This is a genomic window from Geotalea sp. SG265 (assembly GCF_022808985.1).
Classification (GTDB): domain Bacteria; phylum Desulfobacterota; class Desulfuromonadia; order Geobacterales; family Geobacteraceae; genus Geotalea.
In genome coordinates this window covers 103727-129713 of the sequence record NZ_JAKZFT010000006.1, presented here as the reverse complement: position 1 = coordinate 129713, position 25987 = coordinate 103727, and the positions used below count along the sequence as shown (strand labels likewise).

Below are 25987 nucleotides of genomic sequence, written 5' to 3'. Positions count from 1 at the left end.
CTCCTAAATGAAGTATATTTAATTATACCACGAATCTCTTTGGTGCAAGGATGACCAGAAGCACACCTGGGCTGGGCGGGAGAGATATGCCTCTGAAGGTGTTTGAGACCATACGGAGCGGCATCGAAGCCTTCTATGGAGGGGCCGCAGCCAGCATCATCAAGTACGACGAGCTTGCCAGGTCACAAGGAGGCGGAAGGTTCACCTTTGCCAGGAGAATCCGGACCGAAGGAGGAGATTTCGCCTTTTTTCTCAGACGGAGTGATATTCCTTTTTCCGATGCCGAGAGACGATTCGGAGTGGAATTGGCTTCGGCCTTTCAGGTCCTTTACAACGGTTTCAAGAGAAATGGCCATGAAGCCCATTACCGGACAGCCCTGCTTTCTTCCCTGATGGATATCGCCATCGCCCGCTATCTGCGCAACGAGCACCACCGGGCTTTCTGGTCCATTCAGCGGCTTATCCAGCTGCTGAAGAACTTGTCTTACCGCCGCAACGAAGGGGTCCCCGCTACCACTGGCTTCGTCATCTATAGAAAGCGGCTGCAGGTCTTTCGCGATGCCTGCAGCGGTCTTGACTTTTCCTGGAATGTCTTCAAGCCCAACCTGAGCATAACCCCCGAATTCTTCGCCACCCCCCTCACGTACCGGCTGGTGGATGGCATGGGCACCTACTTTACCAGCAACATCAACATGCGCGTCACGGGCATGATCAAGTTCGACAGCTATGGCCACTGCGATGCGGTCGAGCGCCTGTACCACGCCAATACCTTCAACCTGTTGCAACGGGCAGGCAGGGGTGCTTTTGCCGTTGACATCAACTTCAGTTCAGAACTGGAGGTGATGATCTGCCCCGACAAGCTGTTTGTCTGGCGCAGGGGGAGCTGGAGCCTGTTCGATCCGGATGTTTACAAGTATTTTTTCGGTGGGAGCATGGATGAGCGGGAATTGGAATTACTGATCATGACCCTCTATTCCCTGTCCAAGATACGCCATGGTACTCTGGTACTGGTCTGCGACAGGGAAAAGCGGTTTCTGGACTCCCTGAAGAAGGGCTCGGTTGGTGGGCACGACTCCTTGAGCAGCATGCTCATAAATCAGGTGAAGGATATGAAGGTGAGCGACTTGAAAAATTCGGGGCAGCTGGTGAGGATTCTTTCTTCCGACGGCCTGACGGTATTCAACGAAAGGGGGGAGTTGCTGGATACAGGGCTCATAATCGATACCTCCATGACCCCTGATCTGATAACCGGCGGAGGGAGGACTACCGCGGCCAGTGCAGCTTCACTCTTGGGAAAGGTCGTCAAAGTCTCTGAAGATGGGCCGATACAGCTGTATGAGAAGGGAAAACTGGTCTACATGTTCGGTTAAGGGCAAGGGGGGACTTCTAGATGAAGAACCTGGTTAGGTGGACCTGCAGGTCGCGGTCGTTGCCTGCCTCTTTCGCCACCAGCGCCTTGCGCTCCCTGAGGGGCATCAGTTTGATGATGTGTTTGCGGGCACCCCGCTCATTGCCGGCAATGGCGGTTGCCATGGTGCAGAGGATCGTCACAGGCAGGCCGTTGCGGTATCCTTCGATGAGTTTGTCGATCTCTTCCCGCCGCTTTTCGTCGGTCCATGAGCGGTAAATGTCGGCACCGATATTTTCAATCATATATTCTTCTCCTGTTACCAGATGTCGATGGCAGGCAGAGTCTTTTCCTGCATTTCTATGGCCTTCTGCCAGCAGTCCCGGTCTCTCATTACCAAATTCCTGCTCTGGTTCTGCCCGATCTTCCGCACATAAACGGAAAAATCGCCGTTGGAAAAATGGATGACGCGGCCGTGGTCCTTTCCCAGATCTTCGGCGACGATATCGATGCTCTCGTTCTTGAGGAACTCCCGGATGAACCTGCAGTTCACCTCGCTGACGCAGGCGAAGTTACCCAATGCTCCCTTGCTGACCATGATATTGGCACCGCCGAATACCTTTGCCTTGAGGAAGCGCTTTTGCGCCCCTTTCTTCAGCATTTCGTTGATGAGCAGTTCCATGGCATGAATGCCATAACGGCCCGCCTCGGTGACGCAGAGGGGGAGATCCCGGGAATAGCGCCGGTTGCTGAGCAGGAAGTGATTCATGCCGATTACCTTGCCGATGGGATCGTACAGACATGCGGAGATGCAAGACCCGAGCAGGGTCGAGATGACCGTCGTGTCCGCTGCCGCATGATATTCTCCCGGGTCCAGGATAACCCTTTTGAACCTGCCGATTGTCTCAATTCTCATACCAAGTTTCCACAGGCGCTTGTTTCGGTGGTGGTCGCTATGGCGAGAAAATAGCATAGCTGGGTGTGGCATGGAAACAACTATTTACCATTAACGGATGGGAGAAACGGCAACCAAAGGGGGGACAGGGGCACCGGTGCACGGTGCCCCTGGGAAGAAGGCTACTTCAGGAGATCGATGATGCTTACGGCAGTCGAATTGCCTGCCGTAACCGTCTGCAAGGGGGTCGAGTAAGGGAGGAAACCGCTTGCGTCAACATGGACACGATAGGTGCCGCTGGGGACGAAGGCGCTGAATGGTACCCGGGGACCGCCGCTTGTGGCGTTGGCGAAAATACTGCCGGCGGCGATGGCGGTGCTGCTCGCCTGGGGGACGACGGAGACGGTAGCCGTTGACCAGTTGCCCAGGGTCGAGACGTAGCCGGTCAACGAACCGAAGCTGGTTGAGGTGCCGAGTTCGAGCTCTGGCAGCGGGGTTGCCAGCCGCACGATTCTAATGCCGGTTGGTTTCAAGATATACTTTTGGTTGCTGGGGGTGCTGCCGGTTATTACAATGGCTGTATTAGGATCAAAATCAACGGCGATGGCATTGATGACCCCGGCCCGCACATTGATTTTCCCTACCACCTTGAGCCCGGACTTAACTCCACTATTGGTATCCAGAGCAAATTTCCCACCAGTGTTCAGTTCCACATAGTTGGCGAGATTGTTCCCTTCGTTGGGTATCAGCACAAGACGGACCTGGTTGTAGTTTCCTGCGGGAAGAACGGCCTCACCCAATGTCTTCTGTAAGAAACGGAGTTGGAGAATGTCGACCTGTAGTGGAACGGCGAAGGTGGCTATAACCGGCAGCCGAGGGTCGCTATCTTCTGCACTTTCCAGACCGGCGGGGACAACGCGTACCTCTTTGATGGTAATGAAGACATGAGCAAAATTGTCACTCTGGGCATCAGTCAGCCCTACCTTTAGCGTGCCGGTGGGGGGGGAACTGCCACCACCGCCACAGCCCGGCAACTGCGAAACCGCCAGTGCCAGCAAAACCGCCAATGCCAAACCCCACAAACTTCTTACCTTTTTCAGCATGACAACCTCCTAGTAGCGAATTTCCCCTTGTTCCCGGCCTTTCGAAAAAAGAAAAGCCGGGGCAGAAATATCGATGACATTTCGGCAACCCGGCTGTCTCATTGAGACCCTTTAGGCTTTCCGCCCCATCCTCGCGGATGGTTGAGTATTATCGTCTACCACCAGGGGTATTTATGCCCGACATTATGCATGGGGAGAAAAGAAAGTCAAGGCATGATGCAGGAAAACAAGGAGGTGTTGCGGATGGAAACCTATCAGCTAGGATTGATTCTATCAGGCTGTTGAAAAACCATGCAACCCACAGCGATCCCGACGCTTTCAACAGCGCGACAGGTCGGGCTGAACTTCAAAAACAAGTTTACAGGGGTGCCATGAAACAACTCATTCTTGTTGTGGCGTTGGTGTTAGCGCCACTAAATATGGCGACGGCAATAACTTCGGACAAGATGGCTCATTTTTTGTCCAGTACGGCATATGGACTGGCAGCAGGAACCGGGCTCTACAAACTTGCGGAAAGACCCGGGCCGGCTGAAAGAATCGTTATCGCCTCATCAATAGCGCTGATTCCGGGAATTGCTGTCGAGATAATAGACGCCTACCAGCCGGGAAACCGGTTCGGCTGGGGTGACCTGCTTGCCGACGGGGTCGGTGCCGTTACCGGAGCCGTTGCTGCCGAACTGATCAACGGTCAGCTCTGGCTTTCGGCATCCGGCCGCCAACTGCGATTGATCGGCAAGTGGTAATGTCTATCAAATTCATAGTGTAATAAGTTTTTTTCTTGATTAATTTGCTTGTATAATGCTTATATTAAATGCACGCCTACGGGGCACAATGGGGGAGGTCGTTATGCAGGCAGCAACAAGCATTTTGCGTTACTACAAATTTTTCCGGCAGCGAAATGCCAGTACCGTCCTGGATTATGGGGCGGGCAAGTTGCGGAATGCACTCTTCCTTTCTGGGGAAGGATTCGACGTATTCGCCGCTGATCTCCCGGAGCAGATCGAACGGATAAAGGGGGAGCCGGCCGTGGGGCGGCTCGCCGGACTGATCGAGGCTACTCAATTGGAACGGACCCGGCTCAATGTGGACCTGGTTATTTCAAACTATGTGTTCAACATCATTCCCGACGGCCGGGAGAAACAGCATTACCTGAAAAACACAGTCAGGAACCTGCACCGGGGCGGATACCTGCTGGTGGAGGTGCGCTGCCGCCAGAATCTGGTCCCTTGCGGCAGCAACTGTACCCATTACATGAAGTGCAGCAGCTGCGTAAAGACCTATTCCCACGAGGAGCTGGACAAGCTGGTCATTCCCTACGGTTTCAGTCACATTTGCCACTATTACCGCCACCGTACGCTGGCCGTGGTATATCAACTGGCGGAGAATCATGATTGATAGGGTGATGGACAGCTTCAGGCACCCGAACCGAAGGGACCTTCATGTCCAGTAAGGGGCATGCCACGGGACGCGAGGCCAATTCTTCGGGAAAGGCGGCGCGGCTGCAATTTCTGCTGCGCGCTCTCTCTTCGAGAAATTACCGCCTTTTCTTTGCCGGCCAGAGCATATCACTGGTCGGTACCTGGATGCAGCAGGTGGCCATGAGCTGGCTGGTCTACCGGCTGACCGGTTCCATGGTTTTATTGGGAACCGTCGGTTTTGCCGGCCAGATTCCCACCTTTCTCCTGGCCCCTCTGGCCGGCGTCCTGGCGGATCGCCTGAACCGGCGGCGGCTGATCCTCTGGACCCAGAGCTTTGCCATGCTCCAGGCCATTGCTCTGGCACTGCTTGTTTTTACCAGCGTTATCCAGGTCTGGCAGATAATCTTCTTAAGCGTAATTCTCGGCATCGTCAACGCCTTCGATATTCCGGTCAGGCAGTCCTTCGTGGTTGAGATGGTGGAGAATAAGAACGATCTGCCGAATGCCATCGCCCTTAATTCCTCCATGGTCAACGGCGCCCGGCTAATAGGTCCATCCATTGCAGGTCTCCTCATCGCCGCCGTCGGCGAAGGGTTCTGCTTCCTGCTGAACGGCGCCAGTTATCTTGCGGTGATATTCGCCATCGGGGCAATGCGGATACAGCCCATGGAGATCCGGGCACAGCGGCAACACGTGATACTTGAGTTGAAAGAGGGATTCCTATATGCCTTTGGTTTCGGGCCGATCCGCTCGATCCTCCTGCTCATCAGCCTTATCAGTCTCATGGGCATGCCCTATGCGGTGCTGTTGCCGGTCTTTGCCAAGGATATCCTCCACGGTGGCGCCCATACCTATGGATTTCTTATGGGCGCCGCAGGGGTGGGGTCCCTGGCCGGCACCCTCTTTCTTGCTTCCCGCAGGAGCGTCCTCGGTCTTGGCCGCATCATCGCTACCGCCGCCTGCATCTTCGGCGCCGGCATCGCGGCCTTTGCCTTTTCCCACGTTATGGTGATTTCCCTCCTTTTTCTTTGTCTGAGCGGATTCGGCGCCATGGTTGTCATTGCCTCCAGCAACACCATCCTTCAGACCATCGTCGATGACGACAAGCGCGGGCGCGTCATGAGCTTTTTCACCATGTCGTTTATGGGGATGACCCCCTTCGGAAGCCTTTTGGTCGGTGTGGTCGCCGAACGGCTGGGGGTGGAGGACACTTTGTTGTTTGGGGGAGCGGCCTGCTTTGCGGGGGGGCTGTATTTCGCCCGCCAGCTGCCGGCCATAAGGAACCTGGTACGCCCCATATACCGGCGTCTCGGGATCATCCCCGAGGTGGCAACGGGCATGCAGACGGCAGCAGAACTGATCGTGCCGCCGGAAGAGGAGTAAGATGCGGCGGCATGGACGGCATGGATTCAATTCACAGCTATCTGAAGATTCTGACTTGACTATATCCGCTTTCTAGGATATAAGAAAGGCCATGAAGGACATAGCCAAGATATTTCAATCCCTTGACGAAGAAACCCGTCTGCGCATCCTCGCCCTCCTGCTCCATGAACAGGAGCTCTGCGTCTGCGATATTATGGCCGTGCTGCAATTGCCCCAGTCAACGGCTTCCCGGCATCTCTCCCACCTCAAGAACATCGGCTGGTTGCAGGACCGCCGGGTAGGGCTGTGGGTATATTACTCGATCGTGAAGCAACTCGATCCGCTCCAGCAGACGCTGCTGCCGATCCTCAGGCACTTCCTCCATGACAGCCCTGACGCACGAGCCGATCTGGAGCGCTTGAGAAGCTTTGGCACAAAGAACTGCTGCGCCTGATCTTTTTTTTGGATGTTTAAATCCGTAAATCCGGATTTAAGGAAAAGCTGTCAAAACTCCTTCTCCCCCTGCGCTACAATTCGTGCGCGTCTAACGTCTGTTGTTGGTGTATTTTCTGGAGGAAATAAAATGAGCGGAGTGACAAAGAATCTTTCTTTCATCGACCGGTGGCTGACCCTCTGGATCTTCGGCGCGATGGCGCTTGGGGTAGGAATCGGGTATTTCCTCCCTGGTGCCGAGACCTTCATCAACCGATTTCAGGCGGGAACGACCAATATCCCCATTGCCGTCGGTCTGATCCTGATGATGTATCCTCCATTCGCCAAAGTAAAGTACGAGGAGATGCCGGAGGTGTTCCACAACAAGAAGGTCCTCGGTCTGTCCCTTGTCCAGAACTGGCTGATCGGCCCCGTGTTGATGTTCGTGCTGGCGGTGGTGTTTCTCCCTGACAAGCCGGAGTACATGGTAGGTCTGATCATGATCGGCCTTGCCCGGTGCATCGCCATGGTCATCGTCTGGAACGAGCTTGCAAAAGGCAACACCGAATACGCCGCAGGGCTCGTGGCCTTCAACAGCGTCTTCCAGGTCCTTTTCTACAGCATCTATGCCTGGATATTCATCGCCATTCTTCCCCCCATGGTCGGCCTTTCCGGCAGCACCGTCGACGTCAGCATCAGGCAGATTGCTGAAAGCGTCTTCATTTATCTCGGCATCCCCTGTATTGCCGGCGCTCTTACCCGTTTGATCGGCGTAAAGGCCGTCGGTAAAGAAAGATATCATCAGCAGTTCGTGCCGAAAATCGCTCCTCTCACTCTTATCGCCTTGCTTTTCACCATCGTCGTCATGTTCAGCCTGAAAGGAAAGCTGATCGTTACCATCCCCCTCGATGTGCTCCGCATTGCGATTCCGCTTCTCATTTACTTCGTGGTCATGTTCCTGATTTCCTTCTTCATGGGAAAGAAGCTCGGTGCCGATTATGGCAAAACGACGACTCTTGCGTTTACTGCGGCAAGTAACAATTTCGAGCTGGCTATTGCCGTCGCCGTCGCCGTTTACGGCCTCAACTCGGGTGCCGCGTTCGCTGCCGTCATCGGCCCTCTTGTCGAGGTACCGGTCATGATTGCTCTGGTCAATGTGGCATTCTGGTTCCAGAGACGGATGTTTCAGGCACCGGCACAACCGTGCGCAATAAGGAGAGGCTGACATGAAAATCCAGTCGATCAGGAAGCTGGAACCGGCCCAACTGAAGGCGCCACAAAGTGGCTGCAGTTCATCCACCGTGGACGATCCTGACAAGCCCCCCTGCTGAGGCCCTCCGACCTCCGCCGGCGGCGGAGACATCGATGAGAACGTACCCGGTTTCCAGGGCTGGATAACCACGGCTGTGGGGCGAATTGCCCGGATCTCGACCGAGTTCTTGCTGCAGGACCACCTCGGTGCCTGCAAAGCACGCTGGGGCATCGGGCGGATGAACTACAAGGTGCCCCCCGGATTGTACGCCATAGGTTCTCCGACCGCCGGCGACCCGGTAGTGGTTACAGCCAATTATAAGATGAGCTATGACCTCGTCCGACAGAACCTTGCGGCACGGAACGTCTGGCTCCTCGTACTCGAAACCTTCGGTATCAATGTCTGGTGTGCGGCGGGGAAAGGGACCTTCGGTACCGATGAGCTGGTCCGGCGTGTACAGGTATCCGGGCTGGCAAAAGTTGTATCCCATAGGCGCCTGATCCTGCCGATCCTTGGCGCCCCAGGCGTTGCCGCCCACGAAGTGGCGAAACGTACCGGCTTCTCCGTCCAGTACGGCACGATCAGGGCCACCGACCTACCGGAGTTTCTCGACAACGGAATGATCACGACAGGGGCAATGCGGGAGTTGACCTTTACCACCTATGAACGCCTGGTTCTTGTCCCCGTTGAGCTGGTTATGGCGGCAAAACCGACAGCCATGATCATGGCTGTCCTTGGTGTTTTGTTTGGTTTTGCCGGTGGAGGACTGCAAGCTGGGCTAGTGGCAATGGTTGCCTACTTCGGAGCGGTGCTGGCTGGGCTGGCAATTGCCCCGCTCCTTCTTCCCTGGTTGCCCGCTCGGAGCTTCTCCATCAAAGGAGCGATCACCGGCGCCATGTGGGCCATCCCTTTTGCCGCTGTCGTAGCGAAGGGCGCACCTCTCGTCACAGGTGCCATCATGCTGGGGCTGCCTGCCATAAGCGCATTCTACACGCTGAATTTCACCGGCTGTACCACCTTTACCTCCCGCTCAGGGGTGAAGAAAGAGATGGGGCTCGCTTTGCCGGTAATGGGCTCTGCAGTCGGCGTCAGTCTTCTGCTCCTAGTCGTCAACCTGTTCGTCTGAAGGAGGAATATTCATGAAAAATTTTGCGTACCTGCGAAAGGTAACCACGCTGAAACTGGAACGGGAGCTATGCTCAGGATGTGGGAGATGCGTTGAGGTGTGCCCACATCAGGTCTTTTCTTTGACCGACGGGATTTCAGCCGTTGCGAATCTGGATGCCTGCATGGAATGTGGCGCGTGTGCCAGGAATTGCCCTGCCGGGGCCACAGAAGTCGATGCCGGTGTCGGGTGTGCATCGGGCTTGATCCATGAATGGCTCCGGGAGCGAAACATCCGCGGATGGGGCGGAGAATGCTGCGGATGATGGTAGTGGAATGAAAATAGAGCGAAAGGAGAGATCAGATGCTTCCGGAAAAACAGCAGAAGGCCTATGTAAATTTCTATGATACAGCTCGGGAGAACACCATCCTGGATCCGAAGACCTCCTATCTGCTTCACATTGCAGCGGCGATGGCGATTGGTTGCGTCCCGTGCATGGAGTATTACCTGAAGCAACAGCAGAAGGAAGGTGTGACCGATGAAGAGATCGGAGCGGCTCAGGCTGTTGCCATGGCTGTTTCAGCAGGAAGGATCAATGCGCAGCTCCGGCAGGCGGAGCAGAATGTGAAGAAATCCGCTCCAGCCTGTAATGGGGGCAAGTAGGCGTACCGCAGAGCTAATGGCGGAAGCACATGAGAATCGAACTCACCAGGGAGATTTCTCATCCCCCTCACCGGTTTTGAAGACCGGGCCGCCCACCAGCGACGGTCGTGCTTCCCCTTTGTTTCTGTATAGATAAAGCATCGGATCGTGGGAGTCAACATAAAGTTTGGGGCATTGGCGAAGACGATCCAGGTGAAGAATATCATGTTAGGCGGCTTAATCTGGGGAAAAGAGGGGACAGGGGGCGGATGCCTCCTTTTTTTATATGCGTATTTATCAATGCCGCGCTATATGGGATGTTTGCCGAACATGGTGGTTGACAAACCGGTTCGTTGCAGGGAAAATGAGAAATCATTTTATAAATGGAGGAATTTTTGGACGCGGTTTCACTGGAATTGATTGTAATTGCAGTTTTAATTGTGATAAACGGCTTTTTTTCCTGTTCTGAATTCGCAATCATCTCCATAAGAAAAAGTCGAGTTGCCCATCTCGTCGCTGCCGGCGATGCAAGGGCAAAAATAATCGAGGATCTGCAGAAGGACCCTCACCGCCTGCTGGCCATCGTTCAGATCGGTGTCACGGTGGTCGGCTCGACTGCTTCGGCAGTGGGGGGGATAGTCGCCGCCGAGCACCTGAAGCCATTATTGCAGCAGGCGCCTTACGAGTTTGTACGGAATGCGGCGGAGCCTCTTGCCGTATCCATCGTTGTCGTCGTCGTTTCCTATCTGAGCCTGATCATCGGCGAGCTGGTGCCCAAAACCATCGGCCTGCAATATGCCGATACCATGGCCCTCCACATCGCAAAGCCACTCAACTACCTGGCACGGGTTAGCAACGTCGCTGTATCCTTTCTGACCATCTCCAGCAAGGCCGTATTCAAGCTGATGCGCATCCGGGGGGAAGGGCGTGCCTTCATCACCCGGGAAGAAGTGCAGCATATCGTCGCCGAAGGGCATGAAACCGGTGTGTTCAGCGCCGCCGAAACGGAATATATTCGCAATATCTTCGACTTTACCCATACCAGCGTCCGAGAGGTAATGGTGCCGCGCACCAGGATGGCTGCTCTGGATCTGGACCTTTCCCGCCGGGAACTGCTGGAGTTTGTCCTGGAGAATGAATATTCCCGCTATCCGGTCTTTCACGGCAACATGGAAAACATCTCAGGCGTCATTCACACCAAGGATTTTCTGGGCAGAATCGTCTCCGAACCTGATTTCGATATCAAAGCGATCATCCGCCCGCCGTTTTTTGTCCCCGAAGGAAAGATGGTCAATGATCTGCTCAAGGAGATGCAGCGTAAGAGAAGCCATATGGCCATGGTGGTTGACGAATACGGCGGGTTGAGCGGTTTGGTGACCACGGAAGACCTGCTGGAGGAACTGGTGGGGGAGATCGAGGATGAACACGATATAGGCGAGCCTCGACGGGTGCAGACCATGCCCGACGGCAGTCTCCTGGTGGATGCGCTCATATCCATCAACGACGTGGAGGATCTTCTCGACATCAAACTGCCGGAGGATATTCCCTACGATACCCTGGCCGGGTTGATTCTCGATCAGCTGGGGCGGTTCCCCGAAAAAGGGGAGCGGGTGGTGTGGAACGAATATACCCTGGTTTGCGAAGAGGTGAAAAAGACCTCCATCGTCAAGGTGAGGATCGTAAGGACCAAGAGTGAGGAGTGAGGAGTGAGGAGTGAGGAAGGGGCGCTGGGTGGCGCCCCTTTCTTTTTCAGGCGTGCCTGCTTTTCCTTTTGTTGCCGACCATTACCGAGATGAGAATGGCAATGGTCAGGGAGCCGACGATGACCCCCAGTGAAAAGTAGATGGGCGTTTCGATGACGTCTGTAAGGAGCATTTTCGCCCCGACGAAGCAGAGGATGAAGGAGACGCCGAGCTTCAGGTAGACGAACATGCCCATGACGTGGGCAAGGAGATAGTAGAGGGACCTGAGCCCCATGATGGCGAAGACGTTGGACGTATAGACGATGAACGGGTCGTGGGTGACCGCCAGTACCGCGGGGATGGAATCGACGGCAAAGATGACGTCGCTGGATTCAACCACCAGCAGGGTGAGGAACAGGGGGGTCGCTGCCAGTTTGCCGCATTTACGAATGAAGAATCGGTCGCCGGGGACCCGCTTGGTAATGGGGACGAATTTTCTTGCCAGGCGCACCAGCAGGTTTTTCTCCGGCTCGATGTGCTCCTCGCCGCCGAAGGCCATTTTTATGCCGGTGATGACCAGGAGGATACCGAAGACATAGATCATCCAGTGGAACCGCTCGATCAGTTCGATCCCCAGAAGGATAAAGAGGGCGCGCATGACAAGGGCACCCAGGATGCCCCATTTAAGAATTTTGGGTTGATGATGTTTTGCCACATGGAAATAGGAGAATATCATGATGAAGACGAAGAGATTGTCCACCGACAAGGATTCTTCGATCACGTAGCCCGTCAGGAACTCAAGCGCCTTGGCCGGTCCCATGAAGTAGTAGATGCCGGCATTGAACAGTATAGCCAGCGAAACCCAGACCAGGGTCCAGGTAAGCGCTTCCCGAAATTTGACCTCATGGGATTTGCGGCTGAAAACCCCCAGGTCGAGAACGAACATCACGGTCATTACAGCGGCAAAGGCCACCCACATAATGGTCTGATTGGACACAAGAACTCCTGACTTTTGCAGAAATGATAGTTTTGAGAAGAAGATCGGGGAGAGCCTTCAATTTCGGCTCTCCCCGATTGGGGTTACCTGGGGCGGTAGGCCATCGCCTCCAGCTTGGCGATCCGCTCTTCCATGGGGGGATGGGTGGAGAACAGATTGAGCAGCGCTCCGCCGGTCAGCGGGTTGACGATGAAGAGGTGGGCCGTGGCCGGCCGGGCCTCCTCCATGGGAAGCATCTGGGACGCGCTCTGCAGTTTGCGCAGGGCATTGGCCAGGGAGAGGGGATTGCCGCAGATTTTCGCCCCTGACTCATCGGCCATATATTCCCTAGAGCGGGAAACGGCCATCTGGATCAGCATTGCCGCAATTGGTGCGAGAATGGCCATGGCCAGACCGCCAATGACGCCTCCTCCGCCTTCTTCGTCGTCGTGGCGTCCGCCGCCGAAGATTGCCGCCCATTGCAGCATGTTCCCGAGCATGGAGATGGCGCCGGCAATGGTGGCGGCAATGGTGGAGATGAGGATGTCCCGGTTCTTCACGTGGGACAGCTCATGGGCCATGACCCCTTCCAGTTCCTGGGGGGTGAGGATGCGCAGGATTCCTTCAGTGGCAGCCACAGCGGCATGTTCGGGGTTACGCCCGGTGGCGAAGGCATTTGGGCTCTGGGACGGAATAATGTACACCTTGGGCATGGGTAATTGTGCCTGGATGGCCAACCGGCGGACCATACCGTAAAAGGTAGGGTTGTCCATCTCCGTGATCTCCTGGGCTCCGTACATGCGAAGGACGATCTTGTCGGAAAACCAGTAGGAGAAGACGTTCATGGCGCAGGCCATGAAGAAGGCGAAGACCATGCCGCTTCTTCCGCCGATGGCGCTGCCCATGGCGACCATCAGCAGGGTCAGACAGGTCAGAAGCAGGGTTGTTTTCAATCGGTTCATGTTGATACCTCCATTGGTTTCGTCCGGGCCAAACAGAAAAGACCTTTACCCAGACGTGTAGAATCGTTTGGATAAAGGTCTTGCATGCGTTGACGTATAGTCGCTGCCCCTGGTCCGGGCCTGTAGCAGGATGTTGAAAAAAATTGCGATGTTTCAACAACCTGGTGGCCGTCTTGACGAACTGAGGGTCGGCCATGTTTCCGGCCGATTGCTACTCCCCTTTATTGCTATAAATATATGCAAAGCATGTGGCTATGTCAAGGGTTGTGACACCTTGCCGTGCCGGTCATGACTCGGTCAGGAGGATGGCATCGGCAATCTGGCGCAACGACTTTCGCTTGTCCATGGCCAGCTTCTGCATCTTGCGAAAGGCCTCCGGCTCGGTCAGTCCCTGGCTGCGCATGAGTACTCCCTTTGCCTTTTCAATGACCTTTCTGCTTTCGATGGTTTCTTTAAGATCTTCCACCTGCTCCTTAAGCTCATCCACCTCGTGGGCGTGGGCGAAGGCGAGTTCGATGGTCGGCCACAGATCCTGCTCGCGGAGCGGCTTGGTCAGGAAACCCGCCACCCCTGCTTCCTTTGCCCGGGTTACCGTCTGTTGATCCAGGCAGGCGGTCAGGAGCAGGATCGGCACTTTCAGTTTCCTGCGTATTGTCTTGGCTGCGCTGATGCCGTCCAGTTTCGGCATGGAAACATCCAGTATGATCATGTCAGGCAGGCGGCTCGTGGCCGAGGCAACCGCCGCCTCCCCGTCACTGCATTCCATTATTTCGGCAAAGCCCAGTTCCTTCAGCTTATTTTTTAGGCTCATCCTCACAACGGGCTCGTCGTCGCATATCAGAACACTTCTCAATGAAATCACCACCTTGCCATGGTATTGGCTGCTGAATTATTGTCCTACCTCTGTGAAAAAGCACAAAGCATTCCAAAGGCGAAAAATAGGTGGTATATACATAAGCAATTCGAACCATTGCACAAATTCTTCAGGAGCACATTTTGAAAAAGAAGATTGCCATGATTGCCGCACTGGCAGTAGTTGTTGCCGCAATTGGCTACCTTGTCTTGCGAAGAGAGCCCGACACTGGCAGGTTGGCTGTGTCCGGCACCATTGAGGTCGTTTCCGTGGAGGCCAGTTTCAAGGTGCCCGGGCGGGTCAAGTCACGTCTGGTGGATGAGGGGGAAGCGGTGCGTGTCGGACAGGTTCTGGCCCTGCTGGAACCTGAGGATTTGAGCCATGAGGTGGCACGCCTCGAAGCGGAAAGATCGGTGATGCAGGCCTCGCTGGCTGAGCTTGAGGCCGGTTCGCGCCGCGAGGAGGTGGCCCAGGCCCAGGCGGCTGTCGTAAGGGCAGAGGCGGAAGCGAACCGGCTGGACAAGGAATATGTGCGGGACAAGGCTCTCTTTGCCAGGGAAGTTATCTCCCAGCGGCAACTGGACGCATCCAGAGCGGCCTTCGAGACCTCCCGGGCGGCGTCCCGGGAGGCACGGGAGGCTTTTGCTCTGGTGCGCAAAGGTCCTCGCCGGGAGCGGATCGAACAGGCGAAGGGGCGGCTCAGGGAGGCGGAAGCAGCCCTGGCCCAAGCGCAAACGAGGCTGGGCTATGCCACCTTGACTGCACCCATCAACGGTCTGGTGCTGTCCAAGCATGCGGAGCCGGGGGAGTTGGTGGCAGCCGGCAGCCCGATCGTCACCCTGGGGGATATCACCGATACCTGGCTGCGCGCCTACATCAGCGAAACCGACCTGGGACGGGTCAAGGTGGGGCAGCCGGTGCTGGTGAAGGTGGATACCTATCCCGGCAGGAGCTACCGGGGCAGGGTGACGTTCATTTCGCCGGAGGCGGAGTTTACCCCCAAAAACGTGCAGACCGAAAAGGAGCGGGTCAAGCTGGTCTACCGCATCAAGATTACCGTGCCCAACCCCCGGATGGACCTGAAGCCGGGCATGCCCGCCGATGCGGAGATCCTCTTAGATGGAAGCCATACGAACTGAAAACCTGAGCAAACGCTTCGGTGAGCTGACCGCAGTGGACAACCTGAATCTTGCCGTGACCGGGGGAGAGCTTTTCGGCCTGGTGGGCTCGGACGGGGCGGGAAAAACCACCACCATGCGCATGCTTACCGGCATCATGGATGCGAGTTCCGGGGATGCCTGGGTCATGGGCAAGCATGTGGGGCGGGAGGCCGAGTCGGCCAAGGGGAGCATCGGCTACATGAGCCAACGTTTCGGCCTGTACCCGGACCTGACGGTGCTGGAGAACGTTCATTTTTTTGCCGATATTCACGGCTTGCCCCTGAAAGGGCGGCAGGAAAAGATCGACCGGCTGCTTTCCTTCAGTAATCTCACTCCCTTCAAGAAACGGCGTGCCGGCAACCTCTCCGGTGGAATGAAGCAGAAGCTAGGGCTGGCCTGCGCCCTGATCCATGCTCCTCGGGTGCTGTTCCTGGACGAGCCCACCAACGGTGTCGATCCCGTTTCCCGGCGCGATTTCTGGCGCATCCTTTACCAGTTGCTCAAGGAGGGAGTCACTATCTTCGTTGCCACCGCCTATCTGGACGAGGCGGACCGCTGCAACCGGGTCGGGTTGATCCACAAGGGAAAACTGGTCGCCTGCGGCACTCCCCAGGAGCTGAAAGGGCTGATGCGGGGGGTAATTCTGGAAGTGCTTGCCGGCAATGCCCGCGAAACCTTCCAGATCCTGCGCCGTAAGCTGGAAGGCCACGAGATCGGCCTGTTCGGCGACCGTCTGCACATCGTCAGCGACGACCCGGACAAGACCACTCTGCTGGTGCGGGATTTCTTGCGGGGAGAGGGGATGGAACCGGTATCTGTCAGGCAGATCGAGCCGTCCCTGGAGGATGTTTTCATTTCCGTCATGGGAGAGGAGCGTCATGGCGAAGCCCGATGATCAGGCCGTTTCCCTGCACGACCTGGAAAAACGCTTCGGCGACTTCATTGCCGTGGACAGGATCAGCCTCGATGTGGCCAGGGGGGAAATTTTCGGCTTTCTCGGCCCCAATGGAGCGGGTAAATCCACCACCATCCGCATGCTCTGCGGCATCCTCCCCCCGAGCGGCGGTTCGGGAACCGTTGCCGGTTACGACATCGTTACCCAGGCCGAGTCCATCAAGAAGAACATCGGCTATATGAGCCAGCGTTTTTCCCTCTACGAAGACCTGACGGTGGAAGAAAACATCGATTTTTACAGCGGCATCTACCGCCTTTCCCCGGAGAAAAAGGGCGAGCGCAAGGACTGGGTGATTCGCATGGCCGGGCTGGAAGCCCATCGCACCAGCCCGGCCTCGGTTCTTTCGGGGGGGTGGAAGCAACGGCTGGCACTGGGTTGCGCCATTCTCCACGAGCCCCCCATCGTCTTCCTCGACGAGCCCACCTCCGGCGTGGATCCGGCCAGCCGCCGCAATTTCTGGGATCTCATCTACCGTATGGCAGAGCAAGGGACCACGGTCTTCGTCACCACGCACTATATGGATGAAGCGGAATACTGCGACCGGCTGGGGCTGATTTACCGGGGGCAGCTCATCGCCCTGGGCACCCCGGCCCAGCTGAAGACCGAATTCATGACCGAAGAGGTGATCGAGCTGAGATGCCCCGGAGCACAGGACCTGATGGAGGAAGTGGAAGCCCTGGAGGGGGTGAAGCACGCCGCCCTTTACGGCAACGGGCTGCACGTGGTGACCCGCGACGGGGAAAAATCCCTTGCCGCCATGGAGGCGCTCCTGGTCGGGAAGGGGGTTGCCACCGACCGGCTGGAGAAGATCGCTCCGTCCCTGGAGGATGTCTTCGTGTCCCTGATCGAGCTGCGGGACCGGCAGGAGTCGCCCCAGCGGGAATTCAGACGGTAGTCACCCATTAAATCCCCTGCCCCCCCTTGCCACAGGGGTGAAAGGAATTATGAAGATTCAGCGCATCAGGGCCATTGCCCGCAAGGAATTCCTCCACGTCTTCCGCGACTGGCGCAGCCTTGCCATGGGGATTGCCATACCGATGATCATGCTCTTTCTCTTCGGTTATGCTCTGACTCTGGATGTGGACCGGGTCCCTCTGATTGTCTGGGATCAGAGCGCCAGCCCCGCCAGCCGGGAGTTCGTCAGCGGCTTCACCGGCTCGCGCTTTTTTGCACTGCAAGGCCGGGCAACCGGCTACGCACAGATCGAGCAGGCCATAGACGACCGCACGGCGCTGATTGCCCTGGTTATTCCCCGGAATTTCGCCCGCTCATTGGAAAAGGGCGAAGCGGCGGCGGTGCAGGCCATCCTGGACGGCAGCGACCCCAATACTGCCACCTTTGCTCTGGGCTACGCCGAGGCGGTAACCGGCAGCTATTCCCGCAAGGTGGTTCTGGAGCAACTTGCGCGGATGGGGACCCCCTCCTCCCGTGCCGGCATCGATCTCAGGCCGCGGGTCTGGTTCAACAGCGACATGGTCTCCAAGAACTATATCTTTCCCGGCCTCATTGCCATCGTCATGATGGTCATCGCCTCGCTGCTGACCTCCCTTACCATTGCCCGCGAATGGGAGAACGGCACCATGGAGCAACTCCTGGCTACCCAGGTGACCGGTCCAGAACTGATTCTGGGGAAGCTCTTGCCGTATTTCGCCATCGGTCTGCTCGACCTGATCCTTTGCGTCATCGTCGGCGAGTTTTTCTTTGCCATACCGCTCCGGGGAAGTCTGGTGCTGCTTTTTGCCCTGTCGCTTCTCTTTCTGTTGGGGGCGCTGGGGCTCGGCATGCTGATCAGCATCGTCACCAAGAGCCAATTGGTCGCTTCACAGCTGGCGCTGGTGGCGACCATGCTTCCGGCCTTTCTCCTTTCCGGTTTCATCTTCCCCATCGAGAACATGCCCATACCCATCCAGTTGGTGACGCGGCTGGTGTCGGCCCGCTATTTCGTCGTACTCATCAGGGGGATATACCTCAAGGACGTGGGGCTTGATATCCTGGCGGTGGAGACAACCTTTCTGTCCGTCTTCTGCGTGGCGGTCATGGCTCTTTCTGTGGCGAGGCTGAAGAAGAAGATAGAGTGAAGAGTCAAGGGCGAAGGGCGAAGGGCGAAGGGCGAAGGGCGGCTGCTGCGACTTCGTCCGTTCGTTCTGTCGCCACAGCTGCGGACCTTGCAGTATCTTTTTTTGTCAAGGAGCGCGCAACCGATTGCCGCGAATGCGCCTCCGTTCCATCATGGGCGGGTGTCCGCTCGCCGCTGTGGCTCTGTCACTCTCTCCCGAAGCCACAGCAGCCTGACCGGCTGCGGTAATGGATAGGAAATATATGCTGGAACGGCTGAAAGCCATGTTGATCAAGGAATTCATCCAGGTGCTGCGGGATCGCCGCATGCGCTTCATCATCTTCGTCGTGCCTGCGGTGCAAACCATCGTCTTCGGCTATGCCGTCAATACGGATGTGCGCAATGTGGCGACCGCTGTCTACGACCGGGACAACACCACGGAGAGCCGGGAGTTGGTCTCCCGCTTCGTTTCCTCCGGCTACTTCAACGTCAGGGAATATATCCTCCGTGAAGAAAGAGTCCGGGAAGTGGTTGACCGGGGCAAGGCAAAGGCGGTGCTGCGTATCGACAGCGGCTTTGGCCGTACCCTGTCCGGCGGCAGGACTGCGCCCGTCCAACTGATCCTCGACGGCACCGATTCCAACACCGCCGGTATCGTTTTAAGCCATGCGGCCAGAATAACGGCCAAATATTCGGAGGACCTCCAGCGGCAGCAGCTGGCGGCATTCGGGCGTACCGAGCCTGTCGGCGGCGTGAGGCTCGAAAGCCGGGCCTGGTTCAACAGCAACCTGGAAAGTCGCAACTTCTATGTCCCTGCGGTCATCACCAACATCGTCTTCATCATCACCATGCTCCTTTCCAGCATGGCCATCGTTCGGGAGAAGGAGATCGGCACCATCGAGCAGATCATCGTCACCCCCATCAGAAAGACCGAATTCATCCTGGGCAAGACGATCCCCTTCGTCATCATCGGTTTTGTGGATGTGGGGCTGATTTCTGCGGTGGGAGCTTACTGGTTCGACGTTCCCATCCGTGGGAGTTTCCTGCTACTCTTTGGTGCCACCGGACTCTTTCTCATGAGTTCACTGGGCATCGGACTGCTTATCTCCACTGTCAGCCGCACCCAGCAGCAGGCCATGATGAGTGCCTTCATGGTCATTTTCCCCGCCATGCTCCTCTCCGGCTTCGCCTTCCCCATCGAAAACATGCCCACCCCAATCCAGTGGCTTACCCTCCTCAATCCGATCCGCTACTACCTGGTGATCATCCGCGGCATCTTTCTCAAGGGGGTTGGTGTTTCGATCCTCTGGACTCAACTGGCTCCACTGGCGGTCCTCGGTCTGGTCATACTCCTCTTTTCCGTACGGCGCTTTCGAAAGACGCTCGCTTGACAAGCCTCCGGCTTTTTCAGGTTCTTCCGGGGATTTCTGGGAAAAGAACGGCAGTCGCGACGTCGTCCGTTCGCTCTGTCCCCCCAGCTGCGGACCTTGCGGTGCCGCTCCTGTAATGCCGCACGATGCTTGAACAGGCGGGACCCTCCCACGTTCGACACGCGGCGGGTGTCCGCTCGCCGCTGCGGCTTCATCGCTTACTCCCGACGCCCCGACTGCTTTCCTCTGAAATCAGACGAACTTTTTTTTACCCGATTGATCCAATAACGACGGTTTCTCCATAATTTTCCTGCTTTTCCCTCCATTGAATAAATGACCTGGTGTGATAAAATTCGTTACACTAATAAATATATTCTAATGTGATGGGAGAAGCCCATGCCGCGCCAGAGTCCTCGGATCAAAGCGATTCTTCCTGCAAAGCTCGATATTCCTTCGGCAAAGATCGAAGCTGAAATCAGGGACATCGGTCTAGACGGCGCCTTTTTCAAGGCATTACCTCTCCAATTCCGCGACAAGGTCGGCCTGGATACGCCGGTTCTGGTGCAGTATGATCTTTTCGGCCAGGGGCTTTTCGAGCATCGGGGAAACATAGTCAGGAAGGACGGCCTGGGCTACGGGGTGAGATTTACCGGCATGGACCGCCTGACCAAAGGGCGTCTTTGGCAGTTCATTGCCGACAATCTCACCGACCGGGAGTGCTGTCCGTTCTGCGGCGAGCGATATGGGATCCTGCCGCCGGTCTGCACCAGTTGCGGTTGGCGGCTTGATTTCCATCCGGGCTACCTGGACTACCATGAGAGGACCTGCCTCCTGAACCGGGTTAACGGGGGCCTGGCGCAGCTCGACGCGGACCAGCTGCAAAAGGTGGCCAGCTTTATCGACAGCGACATACTCAAGGTAAACGGCAGTGATGACATCGACCAGTTTGTCGGTACCGGCAAGGTCATGCTGGAGGTCTTTGCCAACATTCGCAAGGTGGCCCCGACGGATCTGACGGTGCTGATCCTGGGGGAAAGCGGCACCGGCAAGGAGCTTACTGCCCAGGCGATCCATGAACGGAGCCCGCGCAAGGACAAGCCCTTTGTGGCCATAAATTGCGCCGCCATTCCGGACAATCTCCTGGAAGCGGAGCTATTCGGCCACGAGAAAGGCGCCTTTACCGGAGCCCACGCCACTAAGAAGGGCAAGTTCGAGTATGCGGACAGCGGCACCATCTTTCTCGACGAGATCGGCGACATGCCCGCCAATCTCCAGGCCAAGCTGCTCCGTTTCCTCCAGGACAAGATCGTTGAAAGGGTTGGGACAGTGGGGGGGAAAAAGGTCAATGTGCGGGTCATTGCCGCCACCAACCGTGACTTGAACGGGGCCATCGCCGAAGGGAAGTTCCGCAGCGATCTCTATTACCGTCTCGACGAATTCAGCATCCATCTACCCCCTGTGCGGGAACGGGGCGAAGATACGGTCATCCTGGCCAAGTACTTCCTCAACAAGTTCTCCCGGGAGAGCGGTCTGACGAAATCCTTCACCAAGGAGGCCGTCGATGCAATCAATACCTACGAATGGCCTGGAAATGTCCGGGAGATCATCAACAAGGTGCGACGTTCCATCGTCATGGCTGCGGGCAGGTACGTGACCCCGACCGACCTGATGCTGGATACGGTGAAAACGGGAATGGAAACCGGCGCCGGCGATTTAAGTAGTGCCGTGGCTGTTCTGGAAAAAGAGAAGATCAAAGAGGTCTTCAAAAGCTGTAACTACAACATCTCAACGGCTGCCAAGCTTTTGGGGGTAAGCCGTCCCACCCTCTACCGCCGGATGAAAATATACGGCATCCAGTGACCCTAGCGAGGCCGGTGTATCAGAACTTTACAGGTTGTCTGTCCCCATTCGGGGCTAAGCAGCTGTAAATTCAAGATTCATCCGGCCGCGTGACACCGGCGTAACAGTAGTTGGATCACATATTTTTAACAAACTTTACAAATCGGTTCTTCGGCAGAACGACAATTCAGGGCGAGAAAGAAAAAAACCTCGTCATTACAGTTATTAAAAAATAAATATTAAACATGGCACATCAATTGCCATATGAAAGGATAGAGCAACGGCAGAGCGCCTTGCAAAAATCTATTTCTAGGAGGATGTTATGAAAATGCAAAAGAGAAAAGTTATTATGACATTGGCGGTAGTCTCTGCCTTGGGGCTAAGCGGCCAGGCGTTCGCGAACCATGATGATCCAGTCCCAGTCCAAACAACCGATGTTGAAGTTCAGGCCGACGTGGATCTTGCCAGCCACAACACCATTTCCAATGACACCAACACGACTTTAAACGACAGCTCGAAAAATCTCAACGTGGGTCCGGTATTGATCGACAAATCAGAAGACGAATCAGTGACGAAGACAAACTCTGCCAACGATGGGAGTGCTGCTACTCTGAACGGTGATGCTGCCAAGCAGGAGGCCGAACAGGGAGCCGTTGCCGCCATCGGTGGTGATGCCAAGAATGAGGAAACCGACGCCTATATCGATGGAGTCGAAGGCGGCAGCGTGGCAGCAACCACCGGCGCCACCGCTTCCATGTCCAACAGCAACAACGTCGACCAAAGTATCAATACAAAGGCCGAAGAGGGCTCCGTTGCCGTCAATTCCGGCGGAAACGCAGTTGTCAGCACCACCGAAGATTCCTTGAACAACAAGGCCCAGGATCATAGTGCAGCCATTTACGGTAGTGGCACGGCCACGGTCAATGAAAATGTAGGCAACACCACCAACAGCGACAATACAACCACTACCCTGACCGTCGGCGATATTGACGTGGAAATCGCTTCAAGCGAGCTCGACGGCACGGTGTCCGGCAACGTTCAGCCTGCAACCACACTCACTGAGCTCCCCCTTACCGGCAACAACACCTTAGATGGAGAGCTGGAAGCGACCGGTATCACTGTCATCTCCCAGAACACCGGTTACAGCTCTCTGGTACAGCAGTCGGTCAACGTCCAGGTCAACAGGCAGTAAATTCACCTTCCACCCGGTGGTGCCCAGCGCATCACCGGGAGCTTTTTCCCCTGGCCTTAATTTCAGCAGTTCCCAAAAGGAGGCAGGAAAATGCGAAGATCGAGAAAAGCCCTTTTTGCCGTATTGGCCCTCTCAGCCGGCACTCTTCTGGCTGAAGGGGCTTCGGCCATTGAGGTCGGCTCCGGTTCCGTCGGGGAAATGGTGGCCACGGCCGACTTTGAGCCGGGGCAATCCCTATCAAACGAAAACCTGGATGCCACGACCGGCCGGCAGGGCATGAACGTGGACCAGATCGACATGCAGCTGAGCACGGCATCGCAGACGGGGGAGACAAGAGGCAACAGCATCTTGAATTCGGATCTCTCCTCCGGCACCAATGGCATCAGCGGCAATGCCTTTGCCCAGGCGAGCGGGCTGGTGACGGTAATCCAGAATTCGGGCAACCAGGTCCTGATCCAGAACGACCTGATCATGAACCTGACGGTGAAGTGAGGCCTATGAAGCTGCTCATTGCCTTTACTGCTCTGCTTCCATTTGTTTATGCGATAGCGCTGGGCCAGGCGGGCACCATACTTGTCCCCGGCGTGACCGGCGGCGCTTTTACCGTAAAGGTAACGAGCATCAAGGAAGCGCGTTTCCGCACCACCGTTCACCAGCAGTATGACTTCAGCTGCGGATCGGCGGCGCTGGCAACGCTTTTGACCTATAATTACGAAGAGCCCGTTTCGGAACAGGACATTTTCAAGGAGATGTTCGACAAGGGGGATAAGGAGAAAATCCGCAGGGATGGCTTTTCGTTGCTGGATATGAAGAATTACCTGGAGGAGCACGGCTACAAGGCGGCAGGCTACAAGGTCACCCTCGACCGGCTGTCGCAAATCGGTGTGCCGGCCATTGTGCTGATCAACATCAGGGGGTACAAGCATTTCGTCGTCATAAAAGGTGTTTCGGACGGCTCGGTGCTGATCTCGGACCCTGCCGTGGGGGCCAAGACCATCCCCCGCACCGAATTCGAGTCCATGTGGAACGGACTCATTTTCATCATACTGAACAAAAAGAATGTAGCGAAAAACCACTTCAACCGCGATCGGGAATGGCAGGTCAAGGAAAAGGCGCCGCTGGGGCTGGCCTTGAATCCCAGGGAACTCGCCACGGTGACCTTGATGCTGCCGGGAGTATTGCGATGACCCCAAAGGGGAAAGACCAAATGTGGAAAATTGCCCTGTTGTTGGCACTAGTGATGTCTGCTACAAGTACGGCTCATGGGGATTGGGCGGAATGCAGGGACTGCAGCGCCCTTGCCTCCCGAGAGCTTGAGCTGATCCGCGGTGGCTACCAGACCGGGGACGGCCTGGAGGTCTCTTTCGGAATCGAGAGGGCTGTTTTTATCAACGGCATACTGCAGGCCACCAGTACCTTGAACGTCCCGCTGCTGGGGGGAGAGTCGAGCCAGGTTTTGTCGGGCAACGTTCTGGCCGACAGGACCATGATGATCCAGAAGGGTACTGGCAATTCCGTCGATATGGCCGGTGGTCGGGACGGCCTGTTTACCTTCATCCAGAACAGCCTCGATTTTGCAGCAATCAAGAACGTTACCCGCATAGATGCCACGGTTAACGTTCTCAATACATACCGCACAATGAATCTGCGGTCCTTGATGAATGAACAGCTGATCAATGCGATGAAATAACGGTTAATGCCGATAAAGGCATCAACAAAAAGCCGCCGTCACCTTTTGGGACTGACGGCTTTTTTTTGTTTATTGCACATTGTGGAAGGGGTGCCGCAACCTCGTCCGTTTGCTCTGTCGCTCCAGCTGCGGACCTAGCGGAGGCTCTTAATTCAAAAAAGAATAGCCGTTAGCGGATGTACCTCTTCGCTCTACGCCTTGCGGGTGTCCGCTCGCCGCTGGAGCTCGGTCGCTCACTACCGAGGCCGCGGCACCCAGTCTGGATTGGGAGCATTTCAGAGTACACGTTTAAGATCTATTTGCCCGTCAGCAGAAAGCTGGTGGGCAGGCGCAGAGTCAATTGCACGTTGGATGCGGCCGGCGTCAGGCCGGCGCCGATGGAGAAATTGACGGAGGTCTTCTCGGTCAGCTTGTAGGAGAAGCCGAAGAGGAGGCTTCCCACCTGGGTGATGATCGAACCCGGTATTTCGGTGCCGTTGATCTTCGGCTTGCCCAGGACGATGTGGTCATAGCCGATGCTGAAGGAGGATTTTTCATTGAGCGCCACCCCCACGCCGAAATTGAAACCGATGGTGTCGCCCGGATCCAGTCTTCCCTGGCCCTCCACCTTTCGCTCCATATTCCACATATAGCTGACCGTGCCGAAAAATACGGCCGGGTCCGAAGAAAAAATGGCGCTTATGCCGGGCTGAATGCCCCAAAAGCCGGACCCGGTGGGTAGTTCCGTCTGCAGCGGTACCCCCGACGGGCTGGTGACGTTGGAGGCGGTGGGGACCTCGAAGGGATCCTTTCCTGTGACCGATTTTACCCGCAGACTGGCTATTAAATAGGGACCCTCACCCCCCGGCTGGTTCAACTGAAAGCGAGGGCCGAATTCCACGTCCCCCAGCCCCTTGCCGTCGGCACTGAAAACACTGGCCGGTATCCTGTTGCCGGTATTGGGATCGGTGGTCGGTTCGAACGAGGTTGAATCGGAACGATATACGTAGGGGACCCTGGCTTCGAATTCCAGCCGGTTGGTAATGCCGTAGCGCGTGGTGAGGGCCGCAACGTAGGTGTTGCTGTTGACGTTGCGCACGTCGATGAGGCCGATGGTGAAGGAGGGAATGATGGTATAGCCGCTGAGCGCCACGCGGTTGGAGGAGGAATTGGAAAATTGAAGGGACGGCTCAAGTACCAGGGTTCCCTTGGGGGTCAATACCCCCGGTTGATCGAAAATGGGGGCGATATCCGGTGCCTTTGCCTCTCCCGGCTGTCCGACCGGCGGCTCGTGTACATGGCTTGTCTGCGCTTCTGCCCGTAGTTCTTTTTTTGCCTCGCCTCCCTCGGCAGTTGCCTTCTTTTCGCTAACTCTTTTGCCGGAGACTGTATTCCGATCCTGCTCAGGCTGGTTCTTTCCTTTGCTGGGGATGGGGGATTCCGCACCCAAGGCGTTTATGGACAACAGCATCAAAGCAAGCCAGGCACAGGCAGTAATGGTTTTTCCATGTCCAGGCATCAAATCCCTCCGTGGTAAAATTAGCTTAAATTAATTTGATTGATTAAATTAGTTCAATGGTGGACGGATGTCAATGATAAGAGCGGATTTTTTTTGGCCCTCCGGTACTGCGTGGAAAAAAAAGTAGTCGCGGCGTCGTCCGTTCGCTCTGTCGCCACAGCTGCGGACCTTGCGGTGCCGCCCGCATCATGGCCCTT

At 56.2% G+C, this 25987-nt stretch carries 27 protein-coding genes, 1 tRNA gene and 1 riboswitch; of the genes, 20 read left to right on the top strand and 8 right to left on the bottom strand.

Annotated elements, in window-relative coordinates:
- Window positions 1-86 precede the first annotated feature (86 nt).
- Entirely contained in the window at window positions 87-1370 is a 1284-nt protein-coding gene (locus ML541_RS09200) for a hypothetical protein (RefSeq protein ID WP_243372469.1), read from the top strand.
- A 16-nt stretch (window positions 1371-1386) separates the two neighbouring features.
- On the opposite strand, the gene ML541_RS09195 is transcribed toward ML541_RS09200, so the two are convergent.
- The 3 genes from ML541_RS09195 to ML541_RS09185 all read right to left on the bottom strand — a co-directional run bounded on the left by ML541_RS09195 (window position 1387) and on the right by ML541_RS09185 (window position 3346).
- The gene (locus ML541_RS09195; protein ID WP_243372468.1) at window positions 1387-1653 is read right to left on the bottom strand and encodes a hypothetical protein; all 267 of its coding nucleotides are present in this window, start codon (window positions 1651-1653) and stop codon (window positions 1387-1389) included.
- A gap of 14 nt (window positions 1654-1667) precedes the next feature.
- Window positions 1668-2264 (bottom strand): chemotaxis protein CheD, encoded by a 597-nt coding sequence (locus ML541_RS09190; protein ID WP_243372467.1) that lies wholly within the window; start codon window positions 2262-2264, stop codon window positions 1668-1670.
- A gap of 161 nt (window positions 2265-2425) precedes the next feature.
- On the bottom strand, window positions 2426-3346 hold the full coding sequence (locus tag ML541_RS09185; protein WP_243372466.1) for a DUF4382 domain-containing protein: 921 nt from the start codon (window positions 3344-3346) through the stop codon (window positions 2426-2428).
- A gap of 80 nt (window positions 3347-3426) precedes the next feature.
- Window positions 3427-3503: riboswitch (cyclic di-GMP riboswitch) on the bottom strand.
- A 214-nt stretch (window positions 3504-3717) separates the two neighbouring features.
- Here ML541_RS09185 and ML541_RS09180 point away from each other — a divergent pair.
- From ML541_RS09180 to ML541_RS09145, 8 genes are all read left to right on the top strand, one after another.
- Window positions 3718-4089, top strand: a complete 372-nt coding sequence (locus ML541_RS09180; RefSeq protein WP_243372463.1) for a hypothetical protein — start codon at window positions 3718-3720, stop codon at window positions 4087-4089.
- Window positions 4090-4192: 103 nt separating this feature from the next.
- Complete coding sequence (locus ML541_RS09175; RefSeq protein ID WP_243372461.1) at window positions 4193-4741, top strand: methyltransferase domain-containing protein; 549 nt, start codon at window positions 4193-4195, stop codon at window positions 4739-4741.
- A gap of 44 nt (window positions 4742-4785) precedes the next feature.
- A complete protein-coding gene (locus ML541_RS09170) occupies window positions 4786-6147 on the top strand; it encodes an MFS transporter (protein WP_243372460.1) in 1362 nt (453 codons plus the stop codon).
- Between the two features lie 91 nt (window positions 6148-6238).
- Window positions 6239-6580 carry a metalloregulator ArsR/SmtB family transcription factor gene (locus ML541_RS09165; RefSeq protein WP_243372459.1) on the top strand — a complete coding sequence of 114 codons (342 nt, stop codon included), beginning with the start codon at window positions 6239-6241 and terminating at the stop codon, window positions 6578-6580.
- A 129-nt stretch (window positions 6581-6709) separates the two neighbouring features.
- Complete coding sequence (gene arsB, locus ML541_RS09160) at window positions 6710-7783, top strand: ACR3 family arsenite efflux transporter (RefSeq protein WP_243372458.1); 1074 nt, start codon at window positions 6710-6712, stop codon at window positions 7781-7783.
- A gap of 1 nt (window position 7784) precedes the next feature.
- The gene (gene hgcA, locus ML541_RS09155; protein WP_264175403.1) at window positions 7785-8936 is read left to right on the top strand and encodes a mercury methylation corrinoid protein HgcA; all 1152 of its coding nucleotides are present in this window, start codon (window positions 7785-7787) and stop codon (window positions 8934-8936) included.
- 13 nt (window positions 8937-8949) lie between these two features.
- On the top strand, window positions 8950-9240 hold the full coding sequence (hgcB, locus tag ML541_RS09150) for a mercury methylation ferredoxin HgcB (RefSeq protein WP_243372457.1): 291 nt from the start codon (window positions 8950-8952) through the stop codon (window positions 9238-9240).
- A 38-nt stretch (window positions 9241-9278) separates the two neighbouring features.
- Window positions 9279-9578: a carboxymuconolactone decarboxylase family protein gene (locus tag ML541_RS09145; protein ID WP_243372456.1), complete on the top strand. Its 300-nt coding sequence runs from the start codon at window positions 9279-9281 to the stop codon at window positions 9576-9578.
- Between the two features lie 17 nt (window positions 9579-9595).
- Here the strand turns inward: ML541_RS09145 and ML541_RS09140 are convergent.
- Window positions 9596-9693, bottom strand: a tRNA-Sec gene (locus ML541_RS09140).
- Between the two features lie 259 nt (window positions 9694-9952).
- Here ML541_RS09140 and ML541_RS09135 point away from each other — a divergent pair.
- Window positions 9953-11260 carry a hemolysin family protein gene (locus ML541_RS09135; RefSeq protein WP_243372455.1) on the top strand — a complete coding sequence of 436 codons (1308 nt, stop codon included), beginning with the start codon at window positions 9953-9955 and terminating at the stop codon, window positions 11258-11260.
- Window positions 11261-11306: 46 nt separating this feature from the next.
- Here ML541_RS09135 and ML541_RS09130 read toward each other — a convergent pair whose 3' ends face one another.
- From ML541_RS09130 to ML541_RS09120, 3 genes are all read right to left on the bottom strand, one after another.
- Entirely contained in the window at window positions 11307-12236 is a 930-nt protein-coding gene (locus ML541_RS09130; protein WP_243372454.1) for a TerC family protein, read from the bottom strand.
- A gap of 83 nt (window positions 12237-12319) precedes the next feature.
- Window positions 12320-13177: a zinc metalloprotease HtpX gene (gene htpX / locus ML541_RS09125; protein WP_243372453.1), complete on the bottom strand. Its 858-nt coding sequence runs from the start codon at window positions 13175-13177 to the stop codon at window positions 12320-12322.
- 286 nt (window positions 13178-13463) lie between these two features.
- The gene (locus tag ML541_RS09120; RefSeq protein WP_243372451.1) at window positions 13464-14030 is read right to left on the bottom strand and encodes a response regulator; all 567 of its coding nucleotides are present in this window, start codon (window positions 14028-14030) and stop codon (window positions 13464-13466) included.
- A 143-nt stretch (window positions 14031-14173) separates the two neighbouring features.
- On the opposite strand from ML541_RS09120, the gene ML541_RS09115 reads away from it, so the two are divergent.
- The 10 genes from ML541_RS09115 to ML541_RS09070 all read left to right on the top strand — a co-directional run bounded on the left by ML541_RS09115 (window position 14174) and on the right by ML541_RS09070 (window position 24292).
- A complete protein-coding gene (locus ML541_RS09115) occupies window positions 14174-15169 on the top strand; it encodes an HlyD family efflux transporter periplasmic adaptor subunit (RefSeq protein ID WP_243372450.1) in 996 nt (331 codons plus the stop codon).
- Window positions 15150-16085, top strand: a complete 936-nt coding sequence (locus ML541_RS09110) for an ABC transporter ATP-binding protein (protein WP_243372449.1) — start codon at window positions 15150-15152, stop codon at window positions 16083-16085. The genes ML541_RS09115 and ML541_RS09110 overlap by 20 nt, the downstream gene beginning before the upstream one ends.
- On the top strand, window positions 16069-17040 hold the full coding sequence (locus ML541_RS09105; RefSeq protein WP_243372448.1) for an ABC transporter ATP-binding protein: 972 nt from the start codon (window positions 16069-16071) through the stop codon (window positions 17038-17040). Before ML541_RS09110 ends, ML541_RS09105 begins: the two co-directional genes overlap by 17 nt.
- Before the next feature lie 49 nt (window positions 17041-17089).
- On the top strand, window positions 17090-18223 hold the full coding sequence (locus ML541_RS09100; RefSeq protein WP_243372447.1) for an ABC transporter permease: 1134 nt from the start codon (window positions 17090-17092) through the stop codon (window positions 18221-18223).
- A gap of 241 nt (window positions 18224-18464) precedes the next feature.
- A complete protein-coding gene (locus tag ML541_RS09095) occupies window positions 18465-19592 on the top strand; it encodes an ABC transporter permease (protein ID WP_243372635.1) in 1128 nt (375 codons plus the stop codon).
- 375 nt (window positions 19593-19967) lie between these two features.
- Window positions 19968-21431, top strand: coding sequence for a sigma 54-interacting transcriptional regulator (locus ML541_RS09090; protein WP_243372446.1), 1464 nt, complete (start codon window positions 19968-19970; stop codon window positions 21429-21431).
- Between the two features lie 307 nt (window positions 21432-21738).
- The gene (locus ML541_RS09085; RefSeq protein ID WP_243372445.1) at window positions 21739-22602 is read left to right on the top strand and encodes a hypothetical protein; all 864 of its coding nucleotides are present in this window, start codon (window positions 21739-21741) and stop codon (window positions 22600-22602) included.
- 90 nt (window positions 22603-22692) lie between these two features.
- Entirely contained in the window at window positions 22693-23094 is a 402-nt protein-coding gene (locus ML541_RS09080; protein ID WP_243372444.1) for a hypothetical protein, read from the top strand.
- A gap of 5 nt (window positions 23095-23099) precedes the next feature.
- Window positions 23100-23789 (top strand): C39 family peptidase, encoded by a 690-nt coding sequence (locus ML541_RS09075; RefSeq protein ID WP_243372442.1) that lies wholly within the window; start codon window positions 23100-23102, stop codon window positions 23787-23789.
- 20 nt (window positions 23790-23809) lie between these two features.
- Window positions 23810-24292: a hypothetical protein gene (locus ML541_RS09070; RefSeq protein WP_243372440.1), complete on the top strand. Its 483-nt coding sequence runs from the start codon at window positions 23810-23812 to the stop codon at window positions 24290-24292.
- Between the two features lie 295 nt (window positions 24293-24587).
- Here the strand turns inward: ML541_RS09070 and ML541_RS09065 are convergent, their stop codons facing one another.
- Window positions 24588-25790: a transporter gene (locus ML541_RS09065; RefSeq protein WP_243372438.1), complete on the bottom strand. Its 1203-nt coding sequence runs from the start codon at window positions 25788-25790 to the stop codon at window positions 24588-24590.
- Window positions 25791-25987 lie beyond the last annotated feature (197 nt).